Source organism: Cryobacterium sp. SO1 (assembly GCF_004210215.2).
Lineage (GTDB): Bacteria > Actinomycetota > Actinomycetes > Actinomycetales > Microbacteriaceae > Cryobacterium.
Genome location: NZ_CP067394.1, coordinates 2,592,284 through 2,615,967, shown reverse-complemented (window position 1 = coordinate 2,615,967; position 23,684 = coordinate 2,592,284). Strand labels below are relative to the sequence as shown.

20 protein-coding genes, 1 tRNA gene and 1 other RNA gene are annotated in these 23,684 nt (G+C 68.3%); 16 read left to right on the top strand and 6 right to left on the bottom strand.

Features of this window, described 5'->3' with window-relative positions:
* Window positions 1-77 precede the first annotated feature (77 nt).
* The 3 genes from ftsE (at window position 78) to smpB (ending at window position 2,786) form a co-directional block, all read left to right on the top strand.
* On the top strand, window positions 78-1,325 hold the full coding sequence (gene ftsE / locus BJQ95_RS12375) for a cell division ATP-binding protein FtsE (RefSeq protein WP_130176115.1): 1,248 nt from the start codon (window positions 78-80) through the stop codon (window positions 1,323-1,325).
* Window positions 1,322-2,236 carry a permease-like cell division protein FtsX gene (gene ftsX, locus BJQ95_RS12370; protein WP_130176114.1) on the top strand — a complete coding sequence of 305 codons (915 nt, stop codon included), beginning with the start codon at window positions 1,322-1,324 and terminating at the stop codon, window positions 2,234-2,236. The genes ftsE and ftsX overlap by 4 nt, the downstream gene beginning before the upstream one ends.
* A 73-nt stretch (window positions 2,237-2,309) precedes the next feature.
* A complete protein-coding gene (gene smpB, locus BJQ95_RS12365; RefSeq protein WP_066599783.1) occupies window positions 2,310-2,786 on the top strand; it encodes an SsrA-binding protein SmpB in 477 nt (158 codons plus the stop codon).
* 263 nt (window positions 2,787-3,049) lie between these two features.
* Here the strand turns inward: smpB and BJQ95_RS19430 are convergent, their stop codons facing one another.
* Complete coding sequence (locus BJQ95_RS19430; protein ID WP_305088556.1) at window positions 3,050-4,897, bottom strand: HNH endonuclease signature motif containing protein; 1,848 nt, start codon at window positions 4,895-4,897, stop codon at window positions 3,050-3,052.
* A gap of 294 nt (window positions 4,898-5,191) precedes the next feature.
* Between BJQ95_RS19430 and ssrA the strand changes: the two genes are divergently transcribed.
* Window positions 5,192-5,577: a transfer-messenger RNA gene (gene ssrA, locus BJQ95_RS12350) on the top strand.
* Between the two features lie 32 nt (window positions 5,578-5,609).
* Here the strand turns inward: ssrA and BJQ95_RS12345 are convergent.
* Window positions 5,610-6,446: a class II glutamine amidotransferase gene (locus tag BJQ95_RS12345; RefSeq protein ID WP_130178948.1), complete on the bottom strand. Its 837-nt coding sequence runs from the start codon at window positions 6,444-6,446 to the stop codon at window positions 5,610-5,612.
* A 197-nt stretch (window positions 6,447-6,643) separates the two neighbouring features.
* Between BJQ95_RS12345 and BJQ95_RS12340 the strand changes: the two genes are divergently transcribed.
* Window positions 6,644-7,792: a YbdK family carboxylate-amine ligase gene (locus BJQ95_RS12340; protein ID WP_130178949.1), complete on the top strand. Its 1,149-nt coding sequence runs from the start codon at window positions 6,644-6,646 to the stop codon at window positions 7,790-7,792.
* A gap of 103 nt (window positions 7,793-7,895) precedes the next feature.
* Here the strand turns inward: BJQ95_RS12340 and BJQ95_RS12335 are convergent, their stop codons facing one another.
* Window positions 7,896-8,648 (bottom strand): PIG-L deacetylase family protein, encoded by a 753-nt coding sequence (locus BJQ95_RS12335; protein WP_240694902.1) that lies wholly within the window; start codon window positions 8,646-8,648, stop codon window positions 7,896-7,898.
* On the bottom strand, window positions 8,645-9,871 hold the full coding sequence (locus BJQ95_RS12330) for a glycosyltransferase (protein ID WP_130178951.1): 1,227 nt from the start codon (window positions 9,869-9,871) through the stop codon (window positions 8,645-8,647). The genes BJQ95_RS12335 and BJQ95_RS12330 overlap by 4 nt, the downstream gene beginning before the upstream one ends.
* A 53-nt stretch (window positions 9,872-9,924) precedes the next feature.
* On the opposite strand from BJQ95_RS12330, the gene BJQ95_RS12325 reads away from it, so the two are divergent.
* Window positions 9,925-11,241, top strand: coding sequence for a GAF domain-containing protein (locus tag BJQ95_RS12325; protein ID WP_130178952.1), 1,317 nt, complete (start codon window positions 9,925-9,927; stop codon window positions 11,239-11,241).
* Between the two features lie 2 nt (window positions 11,242-11,243).
* Here the strand turns inward: BJQ95_RS12325 and BJQ95_RS12320 are convergent, their stop codons facing one another.
* Window positions 11,244-11,786: a hypothetical protein gene (locus tag BJQ95_RS12320; RefSeq protein ID WP_130178953.1), complete on the bottom strand. Its 543-nt coding sequence runs from the start codon at window positions 11,784-11,786 to the stop codon at window positions 11,244-11,246.
* A gap of 35 nt (window positions 11,787-11,821) precedes the next feature.
* Window positions 11,822-12,637, bottom strand: coding sequence for an inositol monophosphatase family protein (locus BJQ95_RS12315; protein ID WP_130178954.1), 816 nt, complete (start codon window positions 12,635-12,637; stop codon window positions 11,822-11,824).
* Window positions 12,638-12,766: 129 nt separating this feature from the next.
* Here BJQ95_RS12315 and BJQ95_RS12310 point away from each other — a divergent pair.
* From BJQ95_RS12310 to BJQ95_RS12265, 10 genes are all read left to right on the top strand, one after another.
* A tRNA-Lys gene (locus tag BJQ95_RS12310) sits at window positions 12,767-12,841 on the top strand.
* A 158-nt stretch (window positions 12,842-12,999) separates the two neighbouring features.
* Window positions 13,000-13,518, top strand: a complete 519-nt coding sequence (msrA, locus tag BJQ95_RS12305) for a peptide-methionine (S)-S-oxide reductase MsrA (protein ID WP_130178955.1) — start codon at window positions 13,000-13,002, stop codon at window positions 13,516-13,518.
* Between the two features lie 66 nt (window positions 13,519-13,584).
* Window positions 13,585-14,301 carry a M23 family metallopeptidase gene (locus tag BJQ95_RS12300; RefSeq protein ID WP_130178956.1) on the top strand — a complete coding sequence of 239 codons (717 nt, stop codon included), beginning with the start codon at window positions 13,585-13,587 and terminating at the stop codon, window positions 14,299-14,301.
* Window positions 14,302-14,508: 207 nt separating this feature from the next.
* Window positions 14,509-15,969: a DUF2252 domain-containing protein gene (locus BJQ95_RS12295; RefSeq protein WP_130178957.1), complete on the top strand. Its 1,461-nt coding sequence runs from the start codon at window positions 14,509-14,511 to the stop codon at window positions 15,967-15,969.
* Between the two features lie 157 nt (window positions 15,970-16,126).
* Window positions 16,127-17,212, top strand: coding sequence for a LacI family DNA-binding transcriptional regulator (locus BJQ95_RS12290; protein WP_130178958.1), 1,086 nt, complete (start codon window positions 16,127-16,129; stop codon window positions 17,210-17,212).
* A 226-nt stretch (window positions 17,213-17,438) separates the two neighbouring features.
* The gene (locus BJQ95_RS12285; protein WP_240694903.1) at window positions 17,439-19,058 is read left to right on the top strand and encodes an ABC transporter substrate-binding protein; all 1,620 of its coding nucleotides are present in this window, start codon (window positions 17,439-17,441) and stop codon (window positions 19,056-19,058) included.
* A complete protein-coding gene (locus BJQ95_RS12280; protein WP_370688337.1) occupies window positions 19,051-20,130 on the top strand; it encodes an ABC transporter permease in 1,080 nt (359 codons plus the stop codon). Before BJQ95_RS12285 ends, BJQ95_RS12280 begins: the two co-directional genes overlap by 8 nt.
* Window positions 20,127-21,074 (top strand): ABC transporter permease, encoded by a 948-nt coding sequence (locus BJQ95_RS12275; protein WP_130178959.1) that lies wholly within the window; start codon window positions 20,127-20,129, stop codon window positions 21,072-21,074. The genes BJQ95_RS12280 and BJQ95_RS12275 overlap by 4 nt, the downstream gene beginning before the upstream one ends.
* Complete coding sequence (locus BJQ95_RS12270; protein WP_130178960.1) at window positions 21,071-22,801, top strand: ABC transporter ATP-binding protein; 1,731 nt, start codon at window positions 21,071-21,073, stop codon at window positions 22,799-22,801. The genes BJQ95_RS12275 and BJQ95_RS12270 overlap by 4 nt, the downstream gene beginning before the upstream one ends.
* On the top strand, window positions 22,798-23,646 hold the full coding sequence (locus BJQ95_RS12265) for an alpha/beta fold hydrolase (RefSeq protein WP_130178961.1): 849 nt from the start codon (window positions 22,798-22,800) through the stop codon (window positions 23,644-23,646). The genes BJQ95_RS12270 and BJQ95_RS12265 overlap by 4 nt, the downstream gene beginning before the upstream one ends.
* Window positions 23,647-23,684 lie beyond the last annotated feature (38 nt).

Sequence of the window (23,684 nt, the reverse complement as noted above, 5' to 3'; positions counted from 1 at the left end):
CGCGAACCTTTGGACTTGCTGGTTGAGGCATGTCGCAAGTAGGTAAAACGCGGATGGCTGCCTAGGCTCGAAACGCCATGATCCGATTTGATCACATCACCAAGAAATATCCCGGTACGAACCGTCCGGCCCTGAACTCAATCGACGTCGAGATTCTTCGCGGCGAATTTGTCTTCCTGGTCGGGGCTTCGGGCTCGGGTAAGTCCAGCTGCCTTCGCTTGATGTTGAAGGAGGAGAAGCCGTCCAGCGGAAGCATTCACGTGCTCGGCCAGGACCTGCGCTCCATCTCCAACCGCAAGGTGCCGTACTTCCGCCGCAACCTCGGGGTCGTCTTCCAGGACTTCCGCCTGCTGCCGAACAAGACCGTCTACGACAACGTTGCGTTCAGCCTGCAGGTGATCGGCAAGTCTCGCGGGTACATCCAGGAGGCCGTGCCCGACACCCTGCACATGGTGGGGCTGGCCGAGAAGGCGCAGCGGCTGCCGCACGAACTCTCCGGTGGTGAGCAGCAGCGTGTGGCGATCGCCCGCGCGATCGTGAACAAGCCGCAGATCGTTCTGGCCGACGAGCCGACCGGTAACCTCGACCCGACCACCAGTGCCGAGATCATGTCGCTGCTGGCTCGGATCAACGCCGGCGGTACCACGGTGATCATGGCCACGCACGAGGCGGGCATCGTCGACAAGATGAAGCGCCGCGTGATCGAACTCTCCGCGGGCCAGATCGTGCGTGACGAGCGCCAGGGCGGTTACGCCACCGCGGCCATCCCGATGGTGCTTGCGCCGGGCGAACGGGCCGCGTCCCGGTCGTCGCGGATGCCGACAACGGCATCGAGCGCCGGGCCGATCACCGATCAGACCCCGGTCGAGCCGTTCACCCACCCCGCGCCCGAGGTGCTGCCCCAGCAGGTGGCATCGGCAGAGGTCGAGGCCGCCGCCGTCGCGGTGAACACCGCTCCGCCGACTGTTCCCGCAGAGACCGTCGCCGAGACCGCGGCACCGACCGCCGCACCGACCGCCGCACAGTCCGTGCCGGCAGCCGAGACCCGGCCTGCCGTTGCAGAGAACGTGCCGGCCTTTGCGCCTGCTCCGCCTGCTCCGCCTGCGCCGCTTGCGCCGCGAGCCGACGCTCCCGCTGCGGTCACCCCGCGGTCGGATGCTGAGTCTCCGGTTGAACCGCCGACCTCCACGATGTCCAGGCCGGTCCTTCCGGTCACCCAGCACGACGAACCAGAACAGCTCACCCTGGCCGAGAAACTCGGCCTGCGCGCTCCGGGCGAAAAGCCCGACCCGACCAGTGAGCAGAACGTAGGACCCACCCGATGAGACTCGGACTTGTGCTTTCCGAAGCATCCAACGGCCTGCGCCGCAACGCCTCGATGGTCGTTTCGGTCGTTCTGGTCACGTTCATCTCGCTGACCTTCGTCGGAGCGGCGATCCTCATGCAGATGCAGATCGGCCAGATGAAGAACTTCTGGTACGACCGCGCACAGGTGGGCATCTACATGTGCACCGCCATCTCGCCGGGGGAGACCTGCACGGCCGGCGAGGCCAGCCAGGAGCAGATCGACTCGGTGGAGGCGCAGCTGCAGTCCCCGACGCTGACGACCTTCATCGACAAGTACTACTTTGAGACCCACGAGCAGGCGTTCGAGAACTTCAAGACGCAGTTCGCGGGCAACCCCGTGGCCGACTATGTGACGGCCGATCAGCTCAACCAGACCTTCTGGGTGAACCTGACCAACCCCGCGGACTCCGACGTGCTGGTGGAGAGCCTCTCCGGTGTCGCCGGTGTCGAGAACGTTGCCGACCAACGCAAGTACCTCGACCAGATCTTCTCGGTGCTGAACGTGGCCAGTTACACGGCCATCGGGATCGCGTCGCTGATGCTCGTGGCGGCGGCCCTGCTGATCGCCACGACCATCCGGCTGTCGGCCTTCTCCAGGCGCAAGGAGCTCGGCATCATGCGGTTGGTGGGCGCGTCGAACCGGTTCATCCAAACTCCGTTCATCCTCGAGGGTGTCTTCGCGGCGCTGTTGGGATCGCTGCTGGCCGGTGGTGCGATCGTGGCGATCGTGCACTACTTCGTGCAGGGCTATCTGGGCGTCAGCCTGAGCGGATTCGCCCTGGTCGGCCTCGATGATGCGTTCACCGTGGTGCCCATTCTGTTGGTCCTCGGTGCGGCGCTGGCCGCGGCGTCGGCCAACTTCGCGATCACCCGCTATCTGAAGGTCTGATCAGATCCACTAGACTGATGGGCTGCCCGGCGGATGCCCGGCCGATTTAACCGAACCGATCGAGGAGAATGCCGTGCCCAGGGAAAAAGGCGAGAAGGTCGTTGCGACCAATCGCAAGGCGCGCCACGACTACCTCATCGAGGATACGTACGAGGCCGGAATGGTGCTCAGCGGCACCGAGGTGAAGTCGTTGCGGGCCGGGCGGGCGTCGCTCGTCGACGGATATGCGTTCATCGAGTCCGGCGAGGCGTGGCTGGATGCCGTGCACATTCCGGAGTACACCGCCGGCACCTGGACGAACCACCCGCCCCGTCGCAAGCGAAAGCTGCTGCTGCACAAGCAGGAGATCATCAAGATCAGCCACAAGACCAAGGAGGGTGGTTACACCCTCATTCCGCTGAAGATCTATTTCAGCGACGGCAAGGCCAAGGTCGAGATCGCGGTGGCCAAGGGTAAAAAGGAATTCGACAAACGCCAGACCCTGCGCGAACGCCAGGACAAGCGCGAGTCCGACCGAGCCATCTCCGCCCGCCGTAACCTCGGCGACTAGCCAGCCAGACAGCCAGACAGCCAGCCAGACAGCCAGCCCAGCCAGCCAAGCTCAGCCAAGCTCAGCCAAGCTCAGCTCAGCTCAGCTCAGCTCAGCTCAGCTCAGCTCAGCCCAGCCCAGCCAGCCCAGCCCAGCCCAGCCCAGCCAGCCCAGCCAGCCCAGCCAGCCCAGCCAGCCCAGCCCAGCCCAGCCAGCCCAGACAGCCCAGACAGCCCAGACAGCCCAGACAACCCAGCCAGCCCGCCAACCCGGCCGGGCCTAACTCATTCGGTGTGGGGTGGTTTTCGGGTTGTGGGGTTGTGGGCGCGGTGTTGGGGTGGTGTGCGCCAGGTGCCGGTGGGGTCGATCCAGTGTGGTGCTTTGACTTCGGGCATGCCGAGGATCATGCGGATTTTCCAGCCGTCGGTGTGGGTGATGCCGTGGTGGTGGCGCCAGCAGAGCAGGACCCCGTTGGTGACGTTGGTGGGGCCGCCGTTCTGCCAGGGCACGACGTGGTGGACCTCGGTCCATTGGGGTGGGCAGGTGCAGCCGGGGATGATGCAGCCGCCGTCGCGGGCGGTGATGGCTTTGCGTTGCATCGGGGTGAAGCAGCGGGCTTTGTTGCCCAGGGCCAGCACGGCGCCGGTGCCGCCGAAGAAGATCGGTTGGAAGCCGCCGTTGTCGATCATTTGGTTGATGGTTGTCATCGAGATCGGCCCCTCGATGCCGTCGATCCAGCCGACACCGGTGCCGGCGAGCAGGTCGGTCGCGCTCACGTGCACCATCACCGTGGGTGGCATGCCGCCCATGGTGGGGGTGCGGGGGTCTTGGGCGACCTGGACCAGGATGCCGCGGAGGATGTCGGCGCGTTTTTGGCCGCCGGTGCGTTCGTCCAGGATCTGGCCGGGCACGAGTTCGCCGGCCTCGATGCGCTGCTGGTCCTCCGCGGAGGGGAACGCGGGTGCACTGCGGGCGGATTGGAAGCTGTCGAAGAGGGTGTGGATGATGCCCTTGAGTTCCGGCGTCACTCCGCCGCGCAGCGGGTGCAACCCCCGGGTCAGCTTGCCGAAAGAGAGCGTCGATTTCGCCTCGAGAACAGCTTCGGTGGGTGCGGCGCCGTCGGGGTTCAGTGCGGCCTGCCAGGTCTGGGTCATTTCCCGGATCCGGTCGGCGGGGAAGGTGAACCCGGCCGAGTCACCCAGGCGGGCGATCGGACCCGTAAAGACGGTGCCGGCGTCCGTGCCGGTGCCGGCGTCCGTGTCGGTGTCGGCGCCGCTGTCAGCGTCCGGGCGGGTTTCTGCGGGGCCGGGGGTGCGGCCGAAGACCGACCCGGTGGCGCTTTCGACCAAACCGGCCTCACCGGCATCCACGTCGGCTTGGTTCGCGTCGAAGCGGCCGTGCACCTTGTAGTCGGACAGGCCCGTCACGATATTCTCGGCCGCGTCGATGCCGAGCTCGCCCGCGGCCAGCGCCGCGGCCACGAACGGGAACACCGGCTCCAACACCACCCCGCCCAATACCCGCGGGGCCACCTTCTCGCCCAAGAGCACCCGGCGTTTCATCTCCGGCACCGATGCGCCGGTCAACCGGATCAACAGGTCATTCGAGTGCGTCGCGCCCAACCGCCAGGCCATCGAGTCCCGGCCCAACCCGGACCGGGACCGGTAGCCCACCACCGTCGCGGTACTGACCCGGGCCGCATCCACCGGCCGGCCGGCACGCTCCACCATCTGCGTCAACGCCACCACCTCGGCGTCACTCAACGCATTCACGTCCAGCGAATCCATCACCGCCCGCACCGTGTCAGCCGCATCCTCCAGAGCCTGCAACTTCTCACCGAACACCCCGGTGTGCGCCCGTTGCACCCCGGGCATCTCGGCCGGATCCCGCCACTTGGGCCGCCCGTCCGTGAGGCCGCGACGGGAGTTGGCCGGGCGGGTGCCGCCCGTGGTCGGAGTGTCGGTGGTGCCGCCTAGGTTGGCGGCAGGCAAGCCGGCCGAATCCGAGACGGCAGCATCGAGGTCGGAAGCATCCGGCGCCGGAGCGGCCAAAGCTGTGTTCCAGTCATGGAGATTCGGACCGGCGGGAGGAGTTCCCGTCGGTGCGGTGGAGCCGGCTAGCTCTTCATCCATAACCCCATTCTCTCACGAATCAGAGATAAATGTGAGGAAACCTCAGATATTCCACAATCGAGTTTCGTAAGTTTCCTTCAGCCTTCGACAGGCTCAGCACGGCGTCGACAAGCGAGGCCAGCGAGGCCAGCGAGGTGGCGCTACCGGAGCGGGGCGAAAGTGTTGTATCCTGAAAGGCCGTAGTGGTGGGCTGCAATGTTCGCCACTGCGGTCTTGGAAACAAGATTGGCAACTCAACAGCGTGTGACAACAATCGCGTACTGCTTCGCTCATTAGAGTCGGCGGTACGACCATGGGGATGATCGGTTTCGACATTGCCTGCGTAACTGTGAGAAGCGGGTCGAGGATGCAGGGTTATCTCGTTAACGATCTCTGCAAAACAATAAGTGCCAATTCAAACCGCACTGTCTCGCGTTCCGCTTTCGCCCTCGCGGCCTAAGTAGAACCACATTGAGACCGTCAGACCGGGAATGCTCTCTACCCGGACCCTGACGTCATTTAGAGAGATTGCTCCTATCCTGAGCCTCGGGGTATAGGGGGACTCAAACGAGGGCTGGGCTCGTCGGATCAGCTGACAGTGGCAAGTTCCGGAGCCGAGTAGAACGTCTTCACTGGATACACCCGTAGAAGAAACATGACCACAGCAATGGACCGGGGTTCAATTCCCCGCATCTCCACCCTTGAGTTGTTGCCACACGCTGTTGAGAACCCGTCAGTCAGCCAGAAACTCCTGATGCCGGTACCCGTCCAGGTCGAGGATGAGTGCGGATGATTCCGGTACCTCCACGAAGGCTCCCGGGAGATCGTTGAGCGGTTCCGAGACGACGACCTTCGCTTGATCGCCGAAGGCGGCCAGACGCTCCTGGTCCGGGTACATCTGGCGCAACGTGCGGATGTCCGCCGAATGGAACAGCGACCGCGTGCGCCCCTGGGACGAGTACCTGAACGCCCACAGGGTTGAGCCGTCCGAGACGGCAACGGTGCCCTGCCAGGGAAATTGCACGCCATGGTCGTGACCGACGGACTCGACTGTGCGGATGGCGCGCCCGATGGCGTCGATCGGGTCGTCACGAAGACCGTAGGTCAACGCGAGATGAAAGAGCACCTCGGAGTCCGTTGTGCCGAGCACGTTCGGGTACAGCGACGGGTCGATCGCCATCGTCAGGTCGCGCCGCAGCTGTCGCCACCCCGTGATGGCGCCGTTGTGCATGAACATCCAGTTCTCGTAGCGGAACGGATGGCAGTTCGTCTGCTGGATCGGCGGTGCCGTCGCCGCGCGAACGTGGGTGAAGAAGAGCGGGCTGGTGATGGCCCGGGTGAGTTCGCTCAGATTCGCGTCGTTCCAGGCAGGTTCGATGCTGTGGAAGAGCGCCGGCTCGGTGCCCTGCGGGGCGTCCGTGGGATACCAGCCGAAGCCGAAGCCGTCACCGTTCACGGTCTCGGCCCCGAGCGGGGAGTTCAGCGATTGCGCGACGATAGAGTGCTTCGCGTCGAGCACGATCGTCGAGGGGCGCAGAGGTTCCCCGATGTACGCCAGCCATCTACACATCCGACCATCTCCCATCCGGCACGGCCGCGGCGGCGTGCACGCGACCATTGTGCACCCGTCCGCGACGGGCGGCACGGATGCCCCGGCACGACCCGGCGCCCCCGAGCGACGGACCCTTGACCACCATCCGGGGCGAGGCCACACTCGTCGCAAGCGGATCACACTGTCGTGTTCCGACGTGAACGGAAGAGGTCAACGTGGCGACGTTCGGCATCGAAGAGGAGTTCCAGTTCCTCAGTGCAGACACCCTGTTCCCGGTGGCTGTGGGCGATGAGGTCTTCGCGCGTCTCTCGGTGCTGCCCGCCTGGCGCGAGGTCACGCACCGGGAGTTCCTGGCCTCGCAGATCGAGCACGCCTCGGCGGTTTTCGACAGGATGGACGTGGCACGCACAGCCGTGACCGGCTTTCGCCGCGTGGTCGCCGAGCAGGCGGCCGACCTCGGTGTCATCGTGGCGAGCGTCGGCACTCCGCCCGACACGACGCCCTTCCCGTCGATCACCGACACCGAGCGTTACCAACGTATCGTGCGCACCATGGACGCCGTCATCGCCGACCACCAGGTGAGCGGTCTGCACGTGCACGTGGGTATCCCCAGCCGGGAGGCCGGCGTGATCGTCCTGAATGCGGTGCGGCCCTGGTTGCCGCTCTTGACGGCCATTTCGTCGAACTCGCCGATGTGGCGCGGCCAGGACACCGGGCACGACAGCTGGCGCACGGTGTTGCTGCGCCGGTGGACGACCTCGGGCTGCCCGCCCTCCTTCATCGACGCGGCGGACTACGACCGGCGGATCGTTCGGCTGCTGGGCATCGGCGGCACCGTCGACCTCGGAGTGATCATGTGGGACGTGCGCCTCTCGGAGCACCTGCCCACCATCGAGTTCCGGGTGGCCGACGCACAACTCGACGCCGAGACCACGCTGTTCATCACCGCCCTGTGCCGGGCCTTCGTGGCGCACTCCCTGGCCGTGCCGGCCGCGCGGTACGCCGCGGCACGAGCGTCCGCGCAGATGCCGTCCGAACTCCTCTCCGCCGCTCTGCTGCATTCGGCCCATCACGGGATGAGACACCAGATCTTCGACCCGCTGGTCGGCGGACTGGCCCCGGCGGCGGAGTGCCTCGACCGATTCGTGCGGATGCTCGAGCCCGACCTCGAAGAACTTGGCGACGCGGCGTTGACGAGGGAGGCAGTGGCGCGGTTGCGGATCGACGGCACCGGCGCGGCCCGGCAGCGCGCCGCATTCCAGCGCGGCGGACCGCCCGAGCTGGGCCGGCTGCTGACGGCGTCGATGACCCCGCGCGAGGATGGCGAGCGGGTGACGGCGGCGGCAGGTGCGATCCTGGGCTGAGCCCGACGTCAGCCCCCGGCGGCGACCGGATGCGGCGGCAGGCGAGCTGCGGATGCGGGGTGAGTCAGGCCGTGTCCAGGGATCACCTGGAAGGGAGCCGGCCTCACTCGGGGCCGGCGCCGTGGGGATGCAGCCGCAGGCCGGCCGAGGTGCCGATGGCCTCCCGCTGACCGCCGGAGTGCACGATCTCGGCGCCGTGCACGGTGAGCTGGCTGGCGTGCGCGCGCAACGCATCCGTCACCACGTTCAGGTGCTGGGGCAGGTCGAACCAGTCGCTGCCGGCCGCGGGTGCCTCGAGCACCTCGGCGAAGTCGGCGCCGGTGGCCAGGCATGCGGCACGCGCCGCGTCGTGGGCACGCACGTGATCGGGATGGCCGTAGCCGCCGCCGTCGTCGTAGCTGATCACCAGGGACGGCCGCAACCGCTCGACCAGGGCCGCGATGTCGGCGCTGACCTCCGCCAGCGAGGCCACCGACAGGGCGTCTTCGGCGGCGTCGTCCGCCGGTCCGGCCAGGCCGGGGCTGAGCCAGACCATGCCGGAGTCGCGATAGCGGCGGGCTTCGCGCCCGTCGACCCTGGCCGGCGGCTGGCCCAGCCAGAAGCGTTCGGTGATGCCCAGGATGTCGGTGGCCCGTTCCAGTTCCCGGTCCCGCTCCTCGGCCAGCTCGTCGGTGCCGGCCAGGGCGGTGAGCGGACCGTCGACGACCTCGCCGCGTTCACCGCGGGAGCAGGTGAGCAGGAAGACCCGGCTGCCCCTGGCGACGTACTCGGCGATGAGGGCGCCGGTGGAGATGGTCTCGTCGTCGGGGTGGGCGTGAACGAACAACACCGAGCGCTGCCCGTCGAGCAGGGTCACGCGCAAATCGCAACCGGCAGCAAAGTGCAGTACGCTCTCAACAGCGAGGCGGCGGAGCGGGGCCAGTCGAAGCTCTCGGCGCGGGCGCGGGCCGCCAGCGACAGCCGCTCAGCCAGCGCGGGGTCAGACAGTACCTCGGTGAGAGCTGCCGCCCAGACCCGCGGCTCGCGCGACTCGATCAGGAGGCCTGTGTCGCCGTCGAGCACCGCTTCGCGCAATCCGCCGGTGCCCTGGGCGACGACGGGCACGCCGCTGGCGGCGGCCTCGAGGGCCACCAGGCCGAAGGTCTCCGAGTGCGAGGGAACCAGCACCACCCGGGCGCCGCGGAGCAGCTTGGCCAGGTCGACGCGGGAACGCGGTCCGACGAAGCGCACCCCGTCCGTGATGCCGTGCGTGGCGGCCAGTCGGCCCAGTTCGTCGATGTAGCCGTCGTAGTCGGCCGACGCGTCACCCGCGATCACAAGCTCGGGCCGCAGCGCGGCCGGCACGGCGGCGATCGCCCGGATGGCGAGATCCAGGCCCTTCAGCGGCTGCAGTCGTCCGGCGACGACGGCGTAACCGCGGTCGGCGGCGACCCGGCCCGCGCCGGCCGTGCCGGCGGCGAGCGGGTGGAAGAGCGACCCGTCCACACCGGGCGGCACGATCGCGACGCGGTCCATCGACCCGCCCAGCCGCAGCACCACGGTGTCGGCCTCGGCGGCGCTCACGGCCACGATCAGGTCGGACTCCCGGGCCAACCAGGCCTCGCCGGCCATCCGTCCGCCGGACTCCGGGCGCTCACCATCCGACAGCGGGGTGGCCTCGTCGGCGGCGATGGAGTGGAAGCTCTGCACGTTCGGCACGCCCAACTCGCGAGCCAGCGGCAGCATGGCCATGCCGGAGAACCAGTGGTGCGAGTGGATGATGTCCCACGGTCCGAGCCGGGCCGCCTGGGCGCGGAAGTCGTCGATGAACCCCTCGTGGTCGCCCTTGGGCACCGATCGGAGCGGTCCGGCGTCGAGGTAACGCAGGGTGACGCCCGCGGTGAGGCGCCGGGCGGCGGGCATCTCGGGGGAGGAGCGACGGGTGAGGATCTCGACCTGGTGGCCCAGGGCCGCCAGCGCCTCGGCCTGGTGCCGCACCACGACATTCATGCCGCCGGCGTCCCCCGAACCGGGCTCGGCACCGGGGGAGGTGTGCAGGGAAACCAGGGCGATACGCAGGGGATCAGTAACAGGGGACACTGAAGAATCTTATGACACGAGCGGATGCGTAAGATGAATGCAAGTTGTATGCAATGTTCGCGTGGGACCTCGGTTCCCACAGCACCACCTTGGAGGGTCACGTGCGCGAAGCCCTGCGCTGGACGCTGGTCCCCGTGATGCGAACCTGGACGACCGCCCTCGAGCGCAAGTTCCGCGGAATCCCATTTCCGACCGATGCCCCCCAGGCTCATTCGCCGGGCATCGACAGCGACCGTATCCTCATCGTCGGTGGCGGTCCCGCCGTCGGCTGGGGTGTGCTCAGCCATACCCTCGCCCTGCCCGGGGCGTTGGCCAGGGCGCTTACTGCCCGCACCGGCCGCGGCGCCGATGTCGATGTGGTCTCTCGGCCGAAAATGACCGTACGTGCGGCGCCCGACTACATCGACTTCGCCAACCTGTGGCGCTACGACGCGGTGGTGCTCACTCTCGGCATCGGTGACGCCGGCCGGCTGACCTCCGTGCGGGCCTGGCGGCGGGACCTGAGCCGGTTGGTCGAGCAGGTCCAGCGCTCGAGTTCCCTCGGCACCGAGGTTTTCCTGGCCGGGATCGTGCCGTTGGCGGATCTTCCGGTCTTCCGCGGCCCGTGCGGGGCGCTTGCCGGAGCGCAGGCTCTCGAGCTCAACAGGGTCAGTCGTGAGGTGTGCGCCGGTGTGGACCGGTTCTGCTTCATTCCGCTGACGAGCCCGCCGGTTTCCGCGCTCGGCCGGTTCCTCGCTGCCAGCGACTATGAAGTCTGGGCGGATGCCCTGGCCGAGCGGATGGCGGTCTTCCTGGAGCGCGCACCGGGCTCCGACAGGGTGCAGGAGCCCGAGGTGCAGAGCCGCACGTCCGAGGAGATCGAGGGCGCCCGGCACCGGGCGTTGATGGCGCTGAACCTGCTCGACACCGAGCCGGAGGAGCGATTCGACCGGATCGTCGCCCTGGCCAGCTCGTCGCTCGGTACCAGCGCGGCCGCGTTCACCGTTCTCGACGGCGACCGGCAATGGCACAAGTCCACGGTGGGGCTGGACGTCGCCGAAATCCCCCGCAGCAGCTCGTTCTGCACGGTCACCGTGCTCGAACCCGCCGCTCTGGTCGTTCCCGACGCGCTGCTGGATGAGCGCTTCCGCGACAACCCCCTGGTCGTGGCCGATCCGAAGATGCGCTTTTATGCAGGGTTTCCGATCGAGTCGCCCTCGGGCGAACGGATCGGCGCCCTGTGCGTGTACGACCAGAGACCGCGGACCGAGGACGGCGTCGACGTCGTGTTGCTGCGCGAGCTGGCGCTGCTGCTGCAGAACGAACTCTGGCGCGCGGTCGACGGCGGTGGCCACCGTGCCGACTATCAGGCCGCCCCCCGTCGTGCGTGAATTCAGCCGGCCGCGCCGGCCAGTGACCCGGCGACCGGCCCGCCCATGGTGCCGATGAGGCAGGTGAACCCGTGTTCGGCCCGGGCTTTCCCGTCGGTCTCCGACGGGATCAGGTAGGTGTAGCCGAGCTCCGAGACGGTATCGGCCCGCGCGTCGGTATCGGCTGCGGCGGCCGGGTCGAGGCCGAGGAATGAGCCGAACCGTGCTCCGCAGTCCGTCTCGGCGGCGGCCATGAGCACCTCGTCGCCCGGATAGTCCTCGCCGGAGGGACCGGTTCCTGGCACACCGGCTTGGTAGTAGATCTCCCAGTCGTGGTCGTCCGCGCAGGGCACCAGGCTGACCCCGGAGTGAAGATCCCCATTGAGCGCATTGACGCAGTCGCCGACCGAGAGGGCGAACACATCCGTGCCGGGGGCCAGGCCGATGCCGGCCGAGGGGGCGGGGACGGCAGCGTCGATGGCTCCGCATCCGGTGAGCGCGGTCAGTGCGACCAGGATGCCGGCGGGCACCCCCCGACGGCGACGCACAGCGGTCTTCAGACGCATCAGGGTGCCGGCTCGGGCTCTGGCTGCGGGCCCGCTCAGCGAACCGGCCGGGCGATCGCGTCCAGCACGAGCTGGTGCAGCCGGCCGTTGGTGGCCAGGGCGCTGCCGTGCCAGGGGCCGTCCTCCCCGTCGGCGGAGCTGAACCGGCCGCCGGCCTCCTGCACGATGGGCACCAGCGCGGCCATGTCGTAAGGCTGTAGGTCGAATTCACCGGCGATGTCGAGGTGTCCCTCAGCGAGCAGCATGTACGACCACATGTCGCCGTAGGCCCGGGTGCGCCAGACCTGGCGGGTGAGCGAGACGAGTTCGTCGAGCCGGCCCGCGGCATCCCACTGCTGGATGCTGCCGTAGCTGAGCGACGCGTCGGCGAGGGTTTCGACGCCGGAGACCCGCAGGCGCGTGGGCGGGGCGTCGGGAAAGCGGGAGTCGGCCGACCAGGCGCCGCCGCCGGTCGCGGCCCACCAGCGTTTGCCCAGGGCGGGGGAGCTGACCACGCCGAGCACGGGAACTCCGTCGATCGCGAGGGCGATCAGGGTGCCCCAGATGCTGATGCCGCGCAGGAACCCGGCGGTGCCGTCAATGGGGTCGATGATCCACTGCCGGGCTGTGGGCCCCGCGGTGCCGAACTCCTCACCGAGAATGCCGTCCGTGGGGCGCCGTTCGGCCAGGAGGGCGCGGATGGCGCGCTCGACGGCCTGGTCGGCATCCGTCACCGGGGTGCGGTCGGGTTTGGTGGTGATGACCAGGTCGAGTGCCTCGAACCGGGCCATCGAGATCGCGTCGGCGGCGTCGGCCAGCTCGAGGGCGAGGGAAAGGTCATCGGCGAGGGTGGGCAGCGGGTTCTCGGTCACGCTGTCCAGAATAGTGACCGGCGCGCGACACGCCGGGACGCGACTCTCGATTGGCGTCCAGCGCGAATCTGGTGGTAATGTCTCATGTCGGCGGGGAAGCCTCCGCCGTGAAAAATATGCACAAAATACGCACCTCTAGCTCAATTGGCAGAGCAGCTGACTCTTAATCAGCGGGTTCCCGGTTCAAGTCCGGGGGGTGCACCAGACGAAGAGAAGCCCGGCCGCGAGTATGCGGCCGGGCTTTTCTGTACCCTGCACGACCGTTTAAACTGTGAGCGCGCTGTGTGTGATGAACGCACCGGAACAGGCCCGGACGCCCACACGTTGTGCCGAGGGAACGTCCACGATCAAGGAGAGACACTATGAGCACAACCACGCAGAAGGCGACACTGGCCGGCGGCTGTTTCTGGGGCGTCGAGGAACTCGTGCGAAAGCGGGACGGCGTGCTCTCCACCCGGGTGGGCTACACCGGTGGCGACACCCCGAACGCGACCTACCGTAACCACGGCGACCACGCCGAGGCCATCGAGATCACCTTCGACCCCGAGCGCACGAGCTTTCGCGAGCTGCTGGAGTTCTTCTTCCAGATCCACGACCCGTCCACCAAAGACCGCCAGGGCAACGACCGCGGCCGCAGCTACCGGTCGGCGATCTTCTTCGAGGATGCCGAGCAGGAGCGGGTCGCCCAGGACACGATCGCGGATGTCGACGCGTCCGGAATCTGGCCCGGCCCGGTGGTGACCGAAGTGGAGCCCGTCGGCGATTTCTGGTTGGCCGAGCCCGAGCACCAGGACTACCTGCAGAACTACCCGAACGGGTACACCTGCCACTTCGTGCGGCCGGGCTGGGTGCTGCCGCGTCGCGAACAGGTCGCCAACTAGCCACTCGGCATCGCCTGTCCAGGCCCGGTCGTTCGTGTGACGACCGGGCCGGTTTAGTGTGGGGGGATGAGCCACTCGCAACCGTCGCGGGAGTCCCCACCGGGCCCGGCCCTGCTCAGCCTGCCGTTCACGGGCCGCTGGATGGCCACGAACAGCCCGGCACGACGCATCCCGAGTCACGGCACCGACCTGCTGGGGGAGCGCTACGCCATCGACTTCGTGGGCGTCGACGAGCGCGGCCGCACCGCCGCCGTGCGCAGCTGGGGCACGTTCTTCGGCACCGAACCGCCGGAGCGGTTCGTCGCCTTCGGCCGGCCGATCCTGGCGCCGGCGGGCGGCACGGTCGTCCGCGTGCACGACGGTGAGCCCGATCACGTGGCCCGGCGATCCCAGCTGAGCCTGATTCCCTACGCCCTGGGGCAGGCCGCCCGGCTGCGGCAGGGAGTGGGTGCGATCGCGGGCAACCACGTCGTCATCCGGTTGGCCGACGGCGCCGGATTCGTCGCCCTCGTGCACCTGCGGAACGGGTCAATGCGGGTTCGGGTGGGCGAGGTCGTACACACGGGTGATCTGCTGGCACAGTGCGGCAACTCCGGGAACTCTACCCAACCGCATGTGCACCTGCAGGTGATGGACAACCTGGACCTCGCCAGGGCGGCTGGCCTGCCGGTGCGCTTCCGGGAATACCGGGTGTGGCCGACCGGCGGGCGCGGCGCCAAGCTGCACGAGAGCGGACTGCCCGGCGAGGGCGTCGTCGTCGAGCCGATTCGTCCGATGGCGTAGCCCAACTCACCCGCCGCGATCGACGGGGTGCTCAGCCCGTGCACGGGTCATCGTCATGGGCATCCTCTGCTCAGGTCGCGCCACAGCCTTCTTCAGGGGCTGAAACCGAGCTGGCGGGGCGGGTGCGGAACGCCCTCCCATTGACAGCCCCACCGGCCGGGGCAATCGTGGGTGCATTCAGCGTCGTCAAGCGAAGGGCTGACTTTCATGACCGAGGATTCGAGCGAGGCCGACCGTGTCGTCGGCACCGAGCATGCGAGCGTGGCCGACCGTGCCGCCGTCGGCAAGGCCGCCAGGGCCCAGACCCCGCTGAACAGTCATCGAGGCTGGTCGCCGGCCGAGGACCGGCCGGACCCCGTCGCCCTGCTCGAGGAGCAGAACCGCACCCGGGTGCCCGACCTGGTGCCGGTGCGGCACGGGCGCATGATGGCCTCGCCCTTCACCTTCTACCGGGGTTCCGCCAAGATCATGGCGACCGACCTGAAAGACACCCCCCGGGCCGGCCTCATCGTGCAACTCTGCGGGGACGCCCACCTGTCCAACTTCGGGATCTTCGCGTCGCCCGAACGCAACCTGCTCTTCGACCTCAACGACTTCGACGAGACCCTGCCGGGCCCGTTCGAGTACGACGTGCTGCGGATGACGGCGAGCTTCACGATCGCCGCTCGCAACAACGGCTTCTCCCCGTCGGACATCCGCGAGGTGACTCTGGAGGCGGTGCGCTCCTACCGGGAAGCGATGACCCAGTTCTCCACCATGGGCACCCTGGACATCTGGTACGCCCGGATGTCCGAGCAGGAGCTGTTGGCCGCGATGGACATGGCCAGGGCCAACCAGAAGGGCAAGGTGGCCAAGAAGGCCTCGAAGGTGCTCGAAAAGAACGCCCTGAAAAACGCCGCGAAAGCGCGCACCAGGGACAGTATGCAGGCGCTGGGCAAACTCGCCGAATTCGTTGACGGCCAGTACCGGATCATCAGCCAGCCGCCCATTGTGATTCCGGTCCGGGACTTCGCCGAGACCGTTGGGCTGACCGCGGAGGAAACCGAGGCCGCCGTGAGGGATCAGCTGCAGGCCTACCGGCAGACCCTGCAGGACGACCGGCGCCGGCTGCTTGAGCGCTTCGAGGTGGTCGACGTCGCCCACAAGGTGGTGGGCGTGGGCAGCGTGGGCAACCGGGCGTTCATCGCCCTGCTGGCGGGACGCGACGAGCAGGACCCGCTGTTCCTGCAGGTGAAGGAGGCGACCGCATCCGTTCTCGAAGATCACTTGCCCAAGAGCGTCTACGAGCAGCCCGGCGAACGGGTCGTGCAAGGGCAGCGGATGATGCAGGCCGCCAGCGACATCTTCCTGGGCTGGACCAAGGGGATGCAGGCCGACCGGTACCTGTACTGGCGTCAGCTGCGCGACATGAAGGCGTCAATCGTCGTGGAGGCGATGGTGCCGATGGGGATGACCTTCTACGCGCACGCGTGCGGCTGGACCCTGGCCAGGGCGCACGCACGCTCCGGCGACCCGGTCGCGATCGCGGCGTACCTCGGCGGCAGCGACAAGTTCGACCGCGCCGTCACCGACTTCGCCTACCGGTATGCCGACCAGAACGACGCGGACTACCAGGCCTTCCTCGACGCCGTGCGCACCGGCCGTCTGGTGGCCCGCGGCGGAGTCTGAGCCGCGCCGCTCCGGCGTAACTGTGCCCGTTCCGGACTAGTGGTCCCGGTGTGCCGGGTGCAATCGTCCGGAACGGGCACAGTAGCCGCCGTACGATGGCAGGACACCCCGCACGAGCGGCGGCAACAGGCGGCAGCACCGAGGGCGAGGAGGAGACGTGGCGAAAGCACCCACGGTCTACGACGTCGCCGAGCGCTCCGGCGTCTCGATCGCCACGGTCTCGAGGGTGCTGCGCTCGCCGGCTGCGGTGCGCGAGCACACCAGGGAACGCGTGCTCGCCGCCGTCACCGAGCTCGGCTACGTTCCCAGCGCGGCGGCCAGGGGGCTCGCCGCCCGGCGCACCAATGTGATCGGCCTGTTTTTCCCCGGCCACGACGAAACCGTTCCGGACCAGCCCGTGGACTCGGCGCGCGGTGACACCGTGCCCATCGTCGAGGACGACGCCGACATCTTCTCCGATACCGAGAACCTTTACTTCGACGAGGTGCTCCGTGGGGCCGAGATCGAGGCCTGGCGCCGCGGCTTCGCCCTGATGGTGGCCGCCGGACGCGGCTCGAGCCGGGAAGCCATGGTCACCGACATCGCCGGCCGGGTGGACGGCCTCGCCGTTCTGGCTCGCACCGTGCCGGACGAGCTGCTCGCCTATGTGGCCCGGCGGATCCCCGTCGTGATCCTGGCCGGCGCCCAGCGCGCCGACGACTTCGACCACGTCAGCGCGAACAACGGGCCCGGCATGCGCACGCTGGCCAACTACGTGCTGCAGGGCCACGGCGTGCACGACGTCGTCTACATCGCCGGTCCCACCGATTCCCCCGATGACGCCGAGCGGCTCGCGGGGTTCCGCGACGCCCTCGCCGACTCCGGTCTGGCCGAGAGCAGCGTGCGGATCCTGCGCAGCGACTTCACCCGCGATGGCGGACGGGCCACGGCCGCACGGATCCTGGCTGCGGACCGGCCCCGCGCCATCCTCTGCTCCAATGACGAAACCGCCCTGGGCGTTCTCGACGTGCTCGAGCAGCGCGGCATCCGGGTGCCGGAGGATGTCATGGTCACGGGGTTCGACGGCATCACGGCCGGCCGGCACTCGCGGCCGCGGCTGACCACGGTGCACCAGCCGATGGTGGAATTGGGCCGCGCCGCCGTGCACGCCATCACCGCGCGCTTGCAGGATCCAACGCTTGACCCGCAGGCGTTCACCCTGCCCGTGGAGGTTGTGCTGCGGGAGAGCTGCCCCCGCGTCTGACCGGGTGCGGCAACACCGTGGGGGAACCCGTGCTTGCATTCCGCCAATGTATGCGCATACACTCAGAGTCAGATCACGCGCCACCCCCGCCTGTCCCTGGCGCGATCAGCTCAACGATGACTGAGGAAACCCGGTAGTAATGATGCAACCCACTCGATCTCGGCCCCGATCAGGGCCTCTCCGTTCACAGGCGCGACGCTCGCTCGTCCGCCGCACGCTCGCCGGTGTGGCCCTGGCCGTCGCCGCCTCCACGCTCGCTGCCTGCAGCATCCAGATCCAGAGCGCGCCGGACCCGTCCATCCCCGACGACACCATGCTCGTCGCGGCCGACAACGGTTCCCCGCTGTTCGAAAAGAACTTCAACCCGTTCATGATCAACAAGCGGGTCGCGGCGTTCTACATGTACGAGCCGCTGATCGTGCTCGACAACCTCAACGCCGAAGAACACCCGTGGCTCTCCACCGGGTACACGCAGCCGGACCCCTCCACGATAGTTTTCGCGATCCGCGATGGCGTCACCTGGTCCGACGGCGAGGACTTCACCGCGGCAGACGTCGGCTTCACCTTCCAGCTCCTCAAGGACAATCCGTCGCTGGACCTGCAGGGCATCTGGAGCTACATCGATACCTTCGAGGTCGGCGCCGACACCGTCACGGTGCACCTCACCGCGCCGGACGTGCCCGCCGCTCAGCTGATCGCGTCCACCACCCTGATCGTGCCCGAGCACATCTGGGCCGACGTCGAGGATCCCACCACTTGGCGGAACCCCGACCCGGTCGGCACCGGTCCGTACACGCTGGGCAACTTCGCCCCGCAGCAGTACACCGTCGACAAGAACCAGGACTACTGGAAGGCCGACACCGTCGCCGCCGAGCACCTGATCCTGCCGGCCACCAACACCCAGCTCGACGTCGCCACCAAGGGCTACGACTGGGCATACTCGTTCATCAGCGATGTCGACGGCGCCTGGGTGGATGCCGGCAACCAGAACACCTACTGGTTCCCGCCGGGCGGCACCATCGCCCTGTTCCCCAACCTCACCAAGGCGCCGTTCAACGACGTCAACGTGCGCCAGGGCCTGTCCACGGCGCTGGACCGCACCCTGGTGGGCGACGCGGCCGCCGAGGGCTACATGGACGTGGCCGGGCAGACCAACATCCTGCTGCCCAACCAGGCCGACGTGCTCAACCCCGAGATCCCCGACGCCGGCCTGATCACCCAGGACACCGCCCAGGCGCTCGAGTACCTCGCCGCCGGCGGCTACACCCTTGAGGGCGGCAAGCTCGTCGACGCCTCCGGTGCCCAGCTCACCCTCACCATCACCACCGCGGCCGGCTACAACGACTGGCTCAAGGGGGTGCAGGAGGTGCAGAAGCAGTGGGGCGCGATCGGCGTCGACGTCAAGGTCGAGTCCCCGCAGCCGGCCGCCTACACCTTGGCGCTCCGGAACGGCGAGTACGACCTCGCCATGGGCGCCACTGGAGGCACCGGCAACACCTTCCGCGACTTCAACAACCTGCTCTCCAGCGAGTGGGTCAAGCCGGTGGGCGAAGAGGCCAGCAACAACTTCGAACGGTTCAGTGACCCCGCTGTCGACGAGATCCTGGCCGACTACAAGGTGGCCCTGGACCCGGCCGTGCAGGCCGAGCTCGCCAACCAGCTGCAGGAGGTGGTCTACGAGCAGATCCCGTCGATCAGCCTCTATTACGGCGGTGCCTGGGGCCTGTTCAGCGACGCGAAGTTCACCGGCTGGCCCAGCGCCGACGACCCGTACTCGTCGCCGAAGACGTACGAATCGACCCCACTGCTCATTCTCACGAACCTGAAGAAGGTCAACGATGACTAGCACCACTGCCGCGCCGCGCGGCGCCGACAGCCTCACCCCGGGGTTGAGTGCGACGGATGCGGCGCACGCGCCGAGCCCGGTTCTCACGTCCCTGGGCTTCGTCGCACGCAAGCTCGGCCTGTTCGCCCTCACCCTGTGGGCGGCCGTCACGGTCAACTTCCTGCTGCCGCGGCTGATGCCCGGCACGCCGGCGGATGCCGCGCTGGCCAAACTCGCCCAGAACGGACCGGTCACCGAGGCCACCAAGGCCGCCATCGAGGCCCAGCTCGGGGTGCCCACCGGCAACATCTTCGAACAGTACCTGGCCTACCTGCACCAGGTGGTGACGCTGGACTTCGGCATCTCGTACACCTTCTACCCGCAGAGCGTGGGCGAACTGGTCTCGGCCGCGCTGCCCTACACGCTCGTGCTGGTGGGCCTGGTCACCGTGGTCGCCTTCATTCTCGGCACCCTGCTCGGCGTGCTCGCGGCCTGGAAGCGCGGCACCTGGCTCGACAGCGTACCCACCCTGGTGGGCTCGTTCATGAGCGCCTTCCCGTACTTCTGGACGGCCCTGCTGCTGCTCTTCTTCGCCGGCTACGTGCTGCGGCTCTTCCCCACCTCCGGGGCCTACGGTCCCACGGCCTCGCCGAACCTCTCGTTCGAGTTCCTCGGGGATGCGCTCTACCACGGGGTGCTGCCGGCACTCACGATCCTGATCACCTCGCTCGGTGGCTGGATCCTGGGCATGCGCAACACCATGATCTCCACCCTGGGCGACGACTACGTCACCTTCGCGGAGGCGAACGGGCTCAAACCCCGCACCATCGCCCTGCGCTACGCCGCCCGCAACGCCATCCTGCCCAACCTCACCTCGTTCGGCCTGGCCCTCGGTGGCGTGGTCGGCGGCTCGATCCTGGTGGAACAGGTCTTCGGCTACCCGGGCATCGGCTACCTGCTCTTCAACGCCGTCACCAACCAGGACTACCCGTTGATGCAGGCACTCTTCCTGATGATCACCGTGAGCGTGCTCATCGCCAACTTCCTCGTCGACATTCTGTACGGCGTGCTGGACCCGAGGACTCGACGATGACCACCTCACTGCCCAAGGAAAAACTGCCTCCCACCACCGCCGCCATTCGCGCGCCCCGCACCCCGATCGACGCAGCACCCTCCGCCTGGAAGGTCGTTCTCCGCGTCGCCTCCACGGTGTGGAGCAATGGCAAGGCCCGCATCGGCCTCGTCATGCTCGCCGTGTTCATCGTCCTGGCGATCTTCGCCCCGCTCATCGCCCCATACGGTGCCAGGGAGACCGGCTTCGAGCGGAGCGCCGACGGCAGCGCCGCGCACTGGCTGGGCACCACCGCCGCCGGCGAAGACGTGCTCAGCCAACTCCTCTACGGCGCCCAGATCAGCATCTTCGTCGGACTCGTGGCGGGCCTGCTCTCCACCATCATCGCCGTGCTGATCGGGCTGAGCTGGGGCTACGTGCGGGGGTTCGGCGCCGACGTGATCAACTTCGTCGTCAACCTGTTCCTCGTCATCCCCGGCCTGCCGCTGATGATCGTGATCGCCGCGTACCTCTCCGGCGGCGGCATCGGCATGATCATCGTGGTCGTCGTGATCACCGGCTGGGCGTGGGGCGCCCGGGTGCTGCGCAGCCAGACCCAGTCGCTGCGCTCCCGCGACTTCGTCACGGCCGCCGTGTTCAGCGGCGAACGGCCCTTCCGCATCGTGTTCCGCGAGATCCTGCCGAACATGACCTCGCTCATCGTAGGCAACTTCTTCGGCGCCGCCACCGCGGCGATCCTCGCCGAAGCCGGCCTGGAGTTCCTCGGCCTCGGCGACTCCACCGTGGTGAGCTGGGGCACGATGCTCTTCTGGGCGCAGAACTCCAACGCTCTGCTCACCGGGCAGTGGGCGCTGCTGTTCGCCCCAGGCCTCTGCATCGCGCTGCTGGCGACCTCCCTCACCCTGATCAACTTCGGCGTCGACGGCATCAGCAATCCCCGCCTCCGGGAAGGAACCACGAAATGACCCCCGCACCGTTCAGGCAGACCCCGCCCGCCGCCAACACCACCCTGCTCGAGGTGCACGACCTCTCGGTGCACTACGGCTACGGCGCCGGGGCCACCAAGGCCGTGCAGAACGTGTCGTTCCGGCTGGCCCACGGCGAGTTCGTCGGCCTGGTGGGGGAGTCCGGCTCGGGCAAGTCCACCCTCGGCTTCGCGCTCACCGGCCTCTCCAAGCCGCCGGCGCACATCGAGAAGGGCCGCATCCTCTTCGGCGGCAAGGACATCGCCAGCCTCGACGCCGAGCAGCTGCGCGAGCAGCGCCACGGCGGCATCGCCATGGTGCTGCAGTCCGGCATGAACGCGCTCAACCCGGTGCGCAGCATCCGCAACCACTTCGTCGACATCTTCCGCGCCCACGGCCACGTCGAGAGAAGCCACTGGACGGCTCGGGCCACCGAGCTGATCGGCAAGGTCGAACTGACCCCGCAGGTGCTTGACAGGTTCCCGGGTGAGCTCTCCGGCGGCATGCGGCAGCGGGTCTCGATCGCGCTGGCCCTGTCGCTCGAACCCGAGCTGATGGTCTTCGACGAGCCCACCACGGCCTTGGATGTGTTGGTGCAGCACGCCGTGATGAACACCATCATCGAGCTGCAGAAGAGCGAGAACTTCACCGCCATCCTGATCAGCCACGACCTGGGCATCGTGCTCGAATCCGCCCAGCGGGTGATGGTCATGCACGAGGGCCGCATCGTCGAGGATGCCCCGGCCCGGCAGATCCTGGAAAACCCGGAGGCCCCGTACACCCGGATGCTGCTCTCGCACTACGCCGACCCGCGCGCCGAGGTGGTGGAGCTGCCCGGTTTCGCCGACCGGCAGCAACGCCAGAACGAGGGGGCTTTGCGGACCGAGGCCGCCACCCACACACCCACGGTCTCGCCGCGCACCCGGCGCACCGACCAGCACGCCATCATCGTCGACAACGTCTCGAAGATCTACCCGGCCCCGCGCCGCGGCGAGGCCCCCGTGCGCGCCGTGGACAACGTCTCGTTCACCCTCGAACCCGGCGCCGCACTGGCCCTGGTCGGGGCCTCCGGCTCGGGCAAGTCCACCATCGCCAAGCTCATCACTGCGGTCGAGAAGCCCACCGGCGGCAGCATCCGCTTCGGCGACCTCGACGTGGGAACGCTGGACCGCCGGCACTTCCGCCGGCTGCACCGTGACGTGCAGATGGTCTTCCAGGACCCGTACTCCGCGCTGAACCCGTTGCACACCGTGGAATACACGCTCACCCGCCCGGTGATCAACTTTACCGGACTGACCGGTACCGACGCGCGACGCCGGGTGCTGGAACTGCTCGACATCGTGGGCCTCGGCCCGGTGGAGGAGTTCGCGGCCAAGCTGCCGCACCAGCTCTCCGGCGGGCAGCGCCAGCGTGTGGTGATCGCCCGGGCGCTGGCCAGCGACCCGCAGGTGATCATCGCCGACGAACCGGTCTCGATGCTCGACGTGTCGCTGCGCGCCGGGGTGCTGGCCCTGCTCGAAGACCTGCGCGAACAGTGGGGGGTGAGCCTGCTCTACATCACCCACGACCTGCTCTCGGCCCGCGTGGTCACCGACAACATCATGGTGCTCAACGGGGGAGCGGTGGTGGAGCGCGGCGTCACCGCCGACGTGCTGCAGAACCCGCAGGACGACTACACGATCCGGCTGCTGGACGCGATCCCCAACCCGCGCAAGGTCGTCGCGTGACGGCCGCGTTCGGCGCCCTGGCCCTGGCCCCGGAGCTCGAGCACTTCAGCATCCACACCGCGGCGGGCCCGCTCACGGCGTTCCGGGTGCGGCCGCAGTGCCCGAGCCGTGGCGTGGCACTGCTGGTGCCGGGCTTCACCGGCTCCAAGGAGGACTTCCGGCTGCTGCTGCCGCTGATCGCGGCGCACGGCTGGGAGGTCGTGAGCTACAGCCAGCGCGGCCAGGCCGACTCCGCCGCGCCCGTGGGCATCGAGAGCTACCGGCTTGACGACTTCGCGGCGGATGCCGTCACGGTCGCCCACGCCATCGGCGCGGGCGGCCCGGTGCACCTGGTGGGCCACAGCCTGGGCGGCCTCGTCGCCCGGGCCGCGCTGCTGCGCAGTGTTTCCCCGAAGGATGGGCCGGCGCTGTTCACCGACCTGACCATGCTCTGCTCCGGCCCCGGCGGCCGCGCGGGTGCGCACGAGGACGAGGCCGAGTTGGTGGCCGAACACGGCACCCTGGCCGTCTGGGCACTCGACCACCCGGTGGGCAGCCCGCTCACCGCCGACGACGAGTTCGTGCGCGACCGCCTGATCGCCTCCTCGGTCGACAACATTCTCGGCGGCATCCGCATCCTCCAGTCCACCCCGGACTCCACCGCCGACGTGCGGGCCACCCGGGTGCCGACCCTCGTCGCCCACGGCGACACCGACGACGCCTGGCCCATCCCGTCTCAGAAGCTCATGGCCGAGCAGCTCGGCGCCGTGTACCGGGTGATCCCGCAGGCCGGTCACCTGCCCAACCTCGACAACCCGGGCTTCACGGCCGCGATGCTCGACGAGTTCTGGGCATCCACCAGCTGATTGTTCTCTCTTCACCACCTCGACTACGAACACCGCAC